Source organism: Xenorhabdus beddingii (genome assembly GCF_002127545.1).
In the GTDB taxonomy this organism is placed as follows: domain Bacteria; phylum Pseudomonadota; class Gammaproteobacteria; order Enterobacterales; family Enterobacteriaceae; genus Xenorhabdus; species Xenorhabdus beddingii.
Genome location: NZ_MUBK01000044.1, coordinates 1 through 11,713 on the forward strand (window position 1 = coordinate 1; position 11,713 = coordinate 11,713).

General features: G+C 56.7%; 1 protein-coding gene. It reads left to right on the plus strand.

Annotated features, from left to right (window positions below):
• Nucleotides 1–11,713: non-ribosomal peptide synthetase (locus Xbed_RS17305; RefSeq protein WP_139837522.1), on the plus strand; the 11,713-nt coding region annotated here is incomplete at both ends.

An 11,713-nucleotide genomic window follows, 5' to 3' on the forward strand; every position in this document is an offset into this window, starting at 1 on the left:
CGCCCGGATTTGGCAAGATTTGCTGGGACTGGATCGGGTCGGTCGCCATGATCACTTCTTTGAACTCGGCGGCCATTCGCTGATGATTGTCAGCCTGATTGAACGACTCTACCACCTTGGCTGGCAACTGGAGGTTCGCAGTGTCTTTTCTACCCCTGTCCTGAGCGAGATGGCGCAGGCCATTCAGGGAGATATCAGTACCTTTATCGTACCGCCTAACCGCATTCCCGCCGGCTGCACGGCCATCACCCCCGATATGCTGCCTTTGGTTGCGCTGTCCCAGAGCGAAATTGATGCCATCGTTGGGGCAACCGCCGGCGGGGCCGCCAATGTACAGGATATCTATCCCTTGGCTCCCCTACAGGAAGGGATCTTGTTCCATCACTTGCGGCAGACACAAGGGGATACCTATCTGTTACAGTGCCTGCTGGCTTTCAACACCCGTGAGCATCTGGATACGTTCCTGTCCGGCCTGCAACACGTCATCGACCGCCACGATATCCTGCGTACCGCCGCCTGCTGGCAGGGGCTGGTACAACCGGTTCAGGTGGTCTGGCGTCAGGCACCGCTGAGTGTCAATGTTTTCGTCCCTGACACGACAGAAAATATCCCGTCCCAACTGCTGGCCCATACTGACCCACGTAAAAACCGGCTCGATCTGAACCGTGCCCCGCTGTTTGCGACGGATATCGCCCACGATCCGGTTCAGGATGAATGGCTGCTGGTTCTGCGCTTCCACCATCTGGTCTGCGACCATATCACTTTGGAGCTGATTTTTACCGAAATTGCCCAAATACAAGATGTTGAAATACAAGATGTTGAAATACAAAATGTTGAAACACAAGATATTCAAATACAAAAGAAACCGATCGAAGCACTGCCCTACCGCAATTTTATCGCCCGGACGTTGAATGCGCCGGCAGACGTGCACGAAGCCTATTTCCGTGACCAACTTGCCGATATTGATACACCGACGGCGCCCTTTGGTCTTCTTGCCCTGCAGGATGACAACGAGCCTATTGTTGAAAGCCGTCTCCCGCTCGATCCCGCTCTGGCACAGCATATCCGCACTCAGGCGCGCCGTCTGGGAGTCAGCCCCGGCGTCCTGTTCCATGTCGCCTGGGCGCAGGTGCTGGCACAAACCAGCGGCGGCGATAATGTGGTCTTTGGTTCGGTGCTGTTGGGACGATTGCAGGGCGGTGCGGGAACGTCCCGAACGATGGGGATGTTTATCAATACCCTGCCGATACGGATCTCCCTTGCCGATCAGAGTGTGCTGGAGGTGGTACAGGCCGCCTATCGCAGTCTGACCACACTGGTGGAGCACGAACAGGCACCGCTGGCGCTGGCGCAACGTTGCAGCGGTGTGCCACAGCCGATGCCACTGTTCAGTACCTTGCTCAATTACCGTCACAGTCAACTCAGTGAGGCTGACTTGGCGGATAGGTTCCAGACCGGTATGCGGATCGTCTTGGCGGAGGAGCGGACCCATTATCCGATCACCTTAGCGGTGGATGATATGGGGGTGGGTTTCCGCCTCAACGCCCAGACCGTAACCCGCATTGATCCGGCACGCATCACCGCGTATCTGGTGACCGCCCTCCATGGTCTGGTTGATGCACTGGCCCATGACCCACAACGGTTGATTCAGACGTTATCCATTCTGCCGGCCCCGGAACAGCAACAGTTATTGGCGGACTTCAACGCCACCCAGACCGATGTTCCGCAGGATGCGCTGATTCATCAACGGTTCGAAGCGCAAGTACAACGCACACCGGATGCCACCGCCGTTATCTTTGCAGAAACGGCACTCACCTATGATGAATTGAACCAACGGGCCAATCGTCTGGCCCATCATCTGATAGCATCGGGTGCCCGTCCTGACGACCGCATCGCCCTGTGCATGGAGCGCGGTCCGGATATGGTCATTGGCCTGTTGGGGATCTTAAAGGCCGGTGCCGCTTATGTGCCGCTCGACCCCGACTATCCGGCTGATCGGCTCGCATACATCCTGTCAGACAGTAAACCGGTGCTCCTGCTGACCCATCAGGCTTTGCAGGCAAAAGGTCTGCAAGAAAAACAGCCTGTCACCGAAATCCCGATCTGGTTTCTGGATAATCCCAACGTTCAGGCGGATATCTCCCGCCAGCCCGCTGATAATGTAGACGCCAACCGGCTGGGACTGACCGCCCGCCATTTGGCCTATGTGCTTTACACCTCCGGCTCGACGGGCTTACCCAAAGGGGTTATGGTGGAACATCGGGGTGTGGTGAACCTGCTGCTGGCTATGCAGGAAATATTGCAAACGGATGCCGATGACACCCTGCTTGCTTCCACAACCATTGGCTTTGATATCGCCGGGCTGGAATTCTATTTGCCCCTGTTCAGCGGTGGCCGCATGGTTCTGGCTCCTTCACTGGCCGCCAAAGATCCGCAGCAATTGGTCAAATTGATCTCGTTACATAACATCAAAATAGTTCAGGCGACCCCCACTTCCTGGCGAATGTTGCTCGATTCCGGCTGGAGCGGCGCCGACATCAAGGCATTAAGCGGCGGAGAAGCGTTACCGTCCGAACTGGCCCGCCGTTTAAGGAACAAAGTCAGTGGCTTATGGAACCTGTACGGACCGACCGAAACCACCATCTGGTCAACCGCATCCCCCAATCTGTTGGCGGAGCCGGACAACTCGCTCTCCCAGACCCAATCTCAAATCACGATTGGCCGCCCGATCGCCAATACCCGAATCTACTTGCTTGACCGACACCATCAGCCGGTTCCGATGGGTGTCATCGGTGAAATTCATATCAGTGGTCTCGGCGTGGCTCGCGGTTACCTGAATTTACCTGAATTGACCGCAGAGCGTTTTATTGCCGACCCATTCAGCCCTGATCCTGATGCCCGCCTGTACAAAACCGGCGATCTGGCGCGCTGGCTGCCCGACGGCAATCTCGAATACCTTGGCCGCAATGATTTTCAGGTCAAGCTGCGCGGCTTCCGGGTTGAACCGGGTGAAATCGAGGCGAGACTGATGCAATGCCACGGGGTGAGTGAAGCGGTCGTATTGGTTCACGAAGACCCTTCCGGTGAAAATTCGGCGGATCACAAGCGCCTGATTGCCTACCTGCTTCCCGAACCACAGGCAAAACTGGTGCCGGCGGAACTGCGCCAGCAGCTCACAAAGCACCTCGCCGACTATATGCTGCCCAGTGCTTTTGTCATGCTTGACGCCTTTCCATTAACCCCCAACGGTAAACTCGACCGCAAGGCACTGCCGATACCCGATCTGGCCGCCGTTGTCACTCGTGGCTATGCCGCGCCGGTCGGCGAAATAGAAACCATTCTGGCGCAAATCTGGCAGGACGTGCTGGGACTGGAGCGGGTTGGACGCCATGACCATTTCTTTGAACTCGGTGGTCATTCTTTGCTGGCGATCCAGCTTGTTGCACGCATTCGCCAGAATCTGGCGCGGGAACTGCCACTGTCACAACTTTTCGCGCAACCGCTTCTGGCTGATATGGCACAAACACTCACGGGAACCTCTTCCATCTCCCAAGTGGTCATTCCTGCCACAACCCGCAGCCAGCCACTGCCGCTGTCTTTCGCCCAACAACGGCTATGGTTCCTGAGACAGCTCGATCCGGCAGCCAGTCTGGCCTACCATATTCCCGTCGCGCTGCGCCTGAGCGGTCAACTCGACCGTCAGGCGCTGACCTGTGCGCTTGATCGTCTGGTTGCCCGTCATGAGAGCCTGCGCACCCGTTTTGTGCTGGCCGAAGGCCAACCCTGCCAACATATTGACCCTGCTGACACCGGTTTTACTCTGTCCTGCCATGACCTGCGCCCGCTGACCCCTGAGGCACAGACTCAGCATCTTGCTGAACTTGCCGCCTTCGATGCGCAGACACCGTTCGACTTCAGCCAAGGCCCGCTGATCCGGGGTCAACTGTTGCAACTGGCGGATGACAGACACTTGTTGCTGCTGACTCAGCATCACATTATTACTGATGGCGGCTCCATCAGTGTCCTGATGCACGAACTGACCACGTTCTACCGTGCCGCCCTTGAAGGGTGTGAAGATCCTTTACCGCCACTGCCCATTCAGTATGCTGACTATGCCGTCTGGCAACGTCACTGGCTGCCGGAAGATACGCTGGCGTTACAACGTCACTTCTGGCATACCCAGCTTGACGGGGCACCGGCTTTATTGTCGCTTCCGACCGATCGGCCACGCCCGGCAATACAGACGTATGCCGGCAGTCAGGTCTCTTTCCATCTGGATGCGACGTTACTGAGCGCCCTCAAAATGCTGGGACAACGCCATAACACCACCCTGTTTATGACGGTATTGGCGGGCTGGAGTAGCGTACTTGCCCGACTCAGTGGTCAGGATGATATTGTTATCGGTATGCCGGTCGCCAACCGCCCGCACCGCGAACTGGAGGGATTGATCGGTTTCTTTGTCAATACCCTGGCCTTGCGGGTCCGCTTCAATGAGGATCTCAGTGTCGCGGATTTACTGGCTCAGGTGCGGGAACGGGCGTTGGCCGCCTATGCCCATCAGGATCTGCCTTTCGAACAAGTGGTTGAAGCCCTGCAACCTGAGCGCAGCCTCAGCTACAGCCCGATCTTTCAGGCGGTGCTGGTCTTAAACCACATCCCGAACCAAGACTTCACGTTGCCTGACCTGCAACTCTCTCTGGTTGAACAGGTCCGCCGGAGTACCCAATTCGATTTGACGTTATCACTGACTGAAACCACCGCGGGTCTGACGGGGAGTCTGGAATATGCCACTGATTTGTTCGATCCTGCAACCATTGAGCGCATGGTCGGTTATTTACAACGGGTACTGTCCGCCATGGCGACGGACGCCACCCAACTCCTTGCCCGTCTGCCGATGCTGCCGGAGTCAGAACGGCAGCAACTATTGGTGAACTTCAACGCCACTCAGGCCGACTTCCCGCAGGATGCGTTGATTCATCAACGGTTCGAAGAGCAGGCGAAACATCACCCCGATGCCACGGCCGTGGTGTTTGAAGAGCCGTCATTAAGCTATTTATTAAACCATTCGTTAAACCATTCATTAAACCATTCATTAAGTTATGGCGAACTTAACCGCCGGGCGAATCGTTTGGCCCATCATTTAATCGCGCTGGGGGTGCGCCCGGACGATCGGGTGGTCATCTGTGCTGAACGCAGTCCGGCGCTGATCGTGGGCCTGCTCGCCATTCTCAAGGCCGGCGGGGCTTATGTACCGCTGGACCCGACCTATCCGGCTGAACGGTTGGCGTATATGCTTGAAGATGCTGAACCGGTCGCTTTGCTGACTCAGTCCCCCCACGTTGGCAAACTGGGCGACGCGATACCGATCGACTCGCTACCGATCGTATTGCTTGATGCCCCGGAGTCGCTCTTGGCGGCACAACCCAGCCACAATCCGGAGACACCGAGACTGAACCTGACATCACGCCATCTGGCGTATGTGATTTACACCTCAGGTTCTACCGGTCAGCCGAAAGGCGTGATGGTCGAACACCGCAATGTGCTGCGTCTTATCATCAATAGCGGTTTTGCCGATATTGGCCCGGATGATGGCATTGCCCATTGTGCCAATATCGCTTTTGACGCCTCGACGTGGGAAATTTGGTCTGCCCTGCTCAATGGCGGGCGTCTGCATATCGTTGCACCCTCCGTACTGCTCGATCCTGTGCGTTTCTGTGATTCCCTGATCAAGGGGCAGGTCACCGCCCTCTGGTTAACCTCTGGCTTGTTCAATGAATATCTCGATCACCTCAAGCCTCTGTTGGGGCAATTGCGCTACTTGCTGGTCGGCGGTGATGTCCTTGACCCGCAGAAAATTCAGCAGGTGCAATTGTCTGAATCACAACCCGCACACCTGATCAATGGCTATGGCCCGACGGAAACCACCACGTTTGCCGCAACTTATGCGATTGCCGCCCCCATTGATATGACCCGCACTATTCCCATCGGTAGTCCGATTGCCAATACCCGGATCTATATTCTCGATCCGTGCGGTCAACCGGTTCCCCTCGGAGTGATCGGCGAAATTTACATTGCCGGTGCCGGCGTTGCCCGGGGTTACCTGAATCGCCCCGAACTGACCGCAGAACGTTTCCTCACCGATCCGTTCTCCCCGGAGCCGGATGCGCGGATGTACAAAACCGGCGACCTCGGTCGTTGGCTGCCCGACGGCAATATTGAATACCTTGGGCGCAATGATTTTCAGGTCAAACTGCGTGGCTTCCGCATCGAACCGGGCGAAATCGAGGCAAGATTGAGGCAATGTCACGGTGTGCGCGAAGCCGTAGTATTGGCCCGTGAAGATGAGACAAACACGGCGGGTCAGAAACGTCTGGTGGCGTATCTGCAACCGCAGGCTGGCGTTGAATTGATTCCGGCTGAACTGCGCCGGCAACTCGCACAACATCTTGCCGACTTTATGCTGCCAAGTGCTTTTGTCACGCTTGAGGCTTTCCCGCTGACCCCGAACGGCAAACTTGACCGTCAGGCCCTGCCTGCTCCGGATTTATCGGCGGTCGTCGTTCGCGGCTATGCCGCGCCGGTCGGTGAGATGGAAATCGCGTTGGCTCAGATTTGGCAACAATTACTGGGGTTGCAGCAGGTGGGTCGCCACGATCACTTCTTTGAACTGGGCGGCCATTCCCTGCTGGCTATCCAGCTCGTGACGCATGTACGCCAAGATCTGGCAAGGGAGCTGTCACTACAGCAACTCTTTAACCATCCGCTGTTAATGGAATTAGCGCAAACACTGACGGAGGCTGCAACAACCCGCCAAATAGCGATCCCGGTGGCTGACCGAAGTCAGCCGTTACCTTTGTCCTTTGCCCAGCAACGGCTATGGTTCCTCAGTCAGCTCGATCAGGCTGCCAGTCTGGCCTATCATATCCCAGTGGCATTGCGCCTCACCGGTCAGCTCAATCGCCATGCCTTGACCCGCGCACTTGACCATCTGGTCGCCAGACAGGAAATCCTGCGTACCCGCTTTGTCATGGTTGCCGGTCAGCCTTGCCAGCACATTGATCCGGCTGACATCGGCTTTGTCCTGTCTTATCAGGATCTGCGCCAGCGAGCGCCGGAAGCCCACACCGACCCGATTGCTGAACTGATGGCGCTGGAGGCACAAACCCCGTTTGACTTTAGCCAAGGCTCCCTGATCCGTGGTCACCTGCTGCAACGGGCAGACCAAGAGCATGTCTTACTGCTCACTCAGCACCATATTATTTCTGATGGCTGGTCCATCGGGGTACTGATGCATGAGTTGAGCGCCCTCTACCGTGCGGCGCTCGACGGTCATGAAGATCCTTTACCGCCACTGCCCATTCAGTACGCCGATTATGCGGTCTGGCAGCGTGACTGGCTGCAAGAAGCCTCTCTCACTGCCCAACGCGATTTTTGGTGTGCTCAACTTGAGAATGCGCCGGCTTTACTGGGACTTCCGACCGACCGGCCGCGTCCGGCGGTACAAACTTTTGTCGGTGGCCGGGTTCCGGTTCATTTTGATAACGGCTTATTGGCCTCACTCAAGGGATTGGGGCAGCGCCATAATGCCACCCTGTTTATGACCCTGCTGAGTGCCTGGAGCATCGTACTTGCCCGGCTCAGTGGTCAGGATGATCTGGTGATCGGGACACCGGTCGCCAACCGCCCCCATCACGAACTGGAGGGATTAATCGGTTTCTTCGTCAACACGCTGGCCCTGCGCGTCTCGCTGAGCGATGCCCCCTGTGTTGCTGATCTGCTCACCCAGATCCGGGAACGGGCGTTGGCCGCCTATGCCCATCAGGATCTGCCCTTTGAACAGGTGGTGGAAAGACTACAGCCCGAACGCAATCTCAGCTACAGCCCGATTTTCCAAGTGATGCTGGCGTTAAACAACACCCCCGCCCAAGAACCGGCGTTACCCCATTTGCAGTTCACGCCCGTTGAACAAGCCTACAATAGCGCCCATTTTGATTTAACCTTGTCACTGGCTGAAACCGAGGCCGGCTTGATCGGTGAACTGACCTATGCGACCGCCCTGTTCGACGCCACAACCGTTGAGCGCATGGTCGGTTATTTGACCAATGTACTGACAGCGATGGCAACAGATGAAACGCAAGCCATTGCCACGCTGCCGATGTTGCCGGAGTCAGAACGGCAACAGCTATTGGTGGACTTCAACGCCACTCAGGCTGACTTCCCGCAGGATGCGTTGATTCATCAACGGTTTGAAGAGCAGGCGAAACATCACCCCGATGCCACGGCCGTGGTGTTTGAAGAGCCGTCATTAAGCTATTCATTAAACCATTCATTAAGCCATTCATTAAGTTATGGCGAACTCAACCGCCGGGCTAATCATTTGGCTCATCGTTTGATGGCGCTGGGCGTGCGTCCGGATGATCGGGTCGCCATCTGTAGCGAGCGCAGTCCGGAGATGGTGATTGGCTTGCTGGCGATCCTCAAGGCCGGTGGCGCTTATGTCCCGCTCGATCCCACTTATCCGGCCGATCGGCTGGCCTATATGCTGGAGGACTCCGCACCGGTGGCCTTACTGACCCAAACTGAAGGGTTGGGTAAGCTCAATAGTTCCTTGCCGACCGTCTTACTTGACAATCTCCTTGAGGAGGACGCGGTTGAGACATTCGACAATCCGGACGCCCGGACACAGGGACTGACGTCACGCCATCTGGCCTATGTGATTTACACCTCAGGTTCTACCGGTCAGCCCAAAGGCGTAATGGTCGAGCACCGCAATGTGCTGCGTCTTATCATCAATAGCGGTTTTGCCGATATCGGCCCGGATGATGGCATTGCCCATTGTGCCAATGTCTCCTTTGATGCCGCAACCTGGGAAGTGTGGTCTGCCCTGCTCAATGGCGCACGCCTGCATATCGTTTCACAACCCGTACTGCTCGATCCTGAGCGTTTCTGTGATTCCCTGATCAAGGGTCAAGTCACCGCCCTCTGGTTGACCTCTGGCTTGTTCAATGAGTACCTCGATAGCCTCAAGCCCCTGTTGGGTCAATTGCGTTACCTGCTGGTCGGCGGCGATATCCTTAATCCGCAGAAAATACAGCAGGTGCAATTGTCTGAATCACAACCGCTACACCTGATCAATGGCTATGGCCCGACGGAAACCACCACGTTTGCCACAACTTATGCGATTACCACCCCCGTCGATATGACCCGCGCGATCCCCATTGGCTGCCCGATTGCCAATACCCGGATCTACATTCTGGATGAATATGGTCAGCCCGCGCCCCTTGGCGTGACAGGGGAAATCCATATCGCCGGTGCCGGCGTTGCCCGGGGTTACCTGAATCATCCTGAACTGACCGCAGAACGTTTCCTGATTGATCCGTTCTCTCCGGAACCCGATGCGCGCCTGTACAAGACCGGCGACCTCGGCCGCTGGCTCCCGGACGGTAATGTCGAGTATCTTGGCCGCAATGATTTTCAGGTTAAGCTGCGGGGCTTCCGCATTGAACCGGGTGAAATCGAAAACCACCTCAGACAATGCCCCGGTGTGCGTGAAGCGGTGGTTCTGGCCCGTGAAGAGCGTTCTTCTCAAGATCCGCTGGGTCAGAAACGCCTGATTGCCTACCTGAAGCCTCTGGATGGGGTTGAACTGGTGCCGGCTGAACTGCGTCAGCAACTTGCCCGGCACCTGGCTGAATATATGCTGCCCAGTGCCTTTATCACCCTTGATGAGTTCCCCCTGACCCCTAACGGCAAACTCGATCGTCAGGCACTTCCGGCACCCGATACGTCCGCGCTGGTGGTACGCCGTTATCAATCCCCGCAGGGTGAAGCCGAAACCGCGCTGGCGCAGATCTGGCAACATTTATTAGGGCTGGAGCAGGTCAGTCGTCATGACCATTTCTTTGAACTCGGTGGTCATTCGCTGATGATCGTCAGTCTGATTGAGGAGCTGCGCGACATTGGCTGGCAACTCGAGGTTCGCAGTGTGTTCGCCGCTCCGATCCTCACTGATATGGCACAGGTTATCCGGCGTGACGCCAAGGCTTTTGTGGTGCCACCTAACCGCATTCCTGATGGCACCACCACCATCACCCCGGATATGCTGCCGCTGGTTTCTCTGTCTCAGGCGGAGATTGATGCTGTCATTACCCATACTTCCGGTGGGGTGAGCAATGTACAGGATATCTATCCGCTGGCTCCCTTGCAGGAAGGCATCCTGTTCCATCATCTGTTGCAGACACAGGGGGATGCTTATTTATTGCAAACCCTGCTCGCTTTCGACACCCGTGAACGTCTTGAGGTTTTCCTGAGCGCCTTGCAGCAGGTGATTGACCGCCACGATATCCTGCGCACGGCGGCTTGCTGGCAAGATCTGACCCGACCGGTTCAAGTGGTCTGGCGTCAGGCAACGCTGAATATCAACCTCTTCACCCCGACCTCAACGGATCAGGTGCCGACCCGGTTACTGGCCCACACCGATCCGCGCCGGCATCGTCTTGATCTGAGTCAGGCTCCGTTGTTTGCTGCGGATATTGCCCATGACCCGGCACAGGATGAGTGGCTGCTGGCCCTGCGTTTCCATCATCTGGTCAGTGACCATATGACACTGGAATTTGTCTTCGCGGAGATTGCCCAGATATTACACGGAAATGCTGAGGCACTCCCCGCCACGCTGCCCTATCGCAATTTTATCGCCCAAAACCTGACGGTACCGGCGTCAGTCCATGAAACTTATTTCCGCGGGCAACTGGCCGATATCGACGAACCCACCGCGCCGTTCGGTGTCCTGACTATGCCAAGGGCGATGCCGGATGATCATGAATCTGTTGCCAAAGCCAGTCTGTTACTCGCACCGGATCTGGCAAAAGCCATCCGGATTCAGTCCCGCCGTCTGGGAGTCAGTCCGGGTGTCCTGTTCCATGTGGCCTGGGCGCAGGTGCTGGCACACACCAGCGGCCGCGACGATGTGGTCTTTGGCTCGGTACTGTTGGGTCGCCTGCAAGGTGTGGCGGGCGCCAATCAAATATTGGGGATGTTCATCAATACCCTGCCCATGCGGATCGCCCTGAATGGGCGCAGCGTGCAGGACGTCGTGCAGGATACCTATCGAAACCTGACAACCTTGCTGGAACATGAGCAGGCACCGCTGGCACTGGCACAACGATGCAGCGGCGTGGCGCAGCCCGTGCCGCTATTCAGTGCCCTGCTCAATTACCGCCACAGTCAGGCCGGAAAACCTGAGGCGATTGACACAACGTGGGCGGGCATCCGTGTTTTAGCCGCAGAGGAACGAACCAACTATCCTATCACCCTTTCTGTGGATGATTTAGGCGACGGCTTCCGGCTGACTGCCCTGACCGTCACCGGCATCGTGCCGGATCAGGTCACCACGTATCTGGACACCGCCATCAGGGGTCTGGTCGATGCCTTAGTCCATAACCCTCAACAATTCATTCTGGATGTGCCCATCTTACCGGAAAAAGCGCGACAGCAACTGTTAGTGGACTTCAACGCCACTCAAGCGGATTTCCCACAAGATGCCCTTATCCATTCATTCGTTGAGGCTCAGGCGGCACAACGCCCCAATGCCACCGCCGTGGTCTACCAAGATCACACCCTGAGCTATGGTGAATTGAACCAACGCGCCAACCGGCTGGCCCATCATTTGATTGCGCTGGGCGTGCAGCCGGATGATCGGGTGGCGATCTGTGCC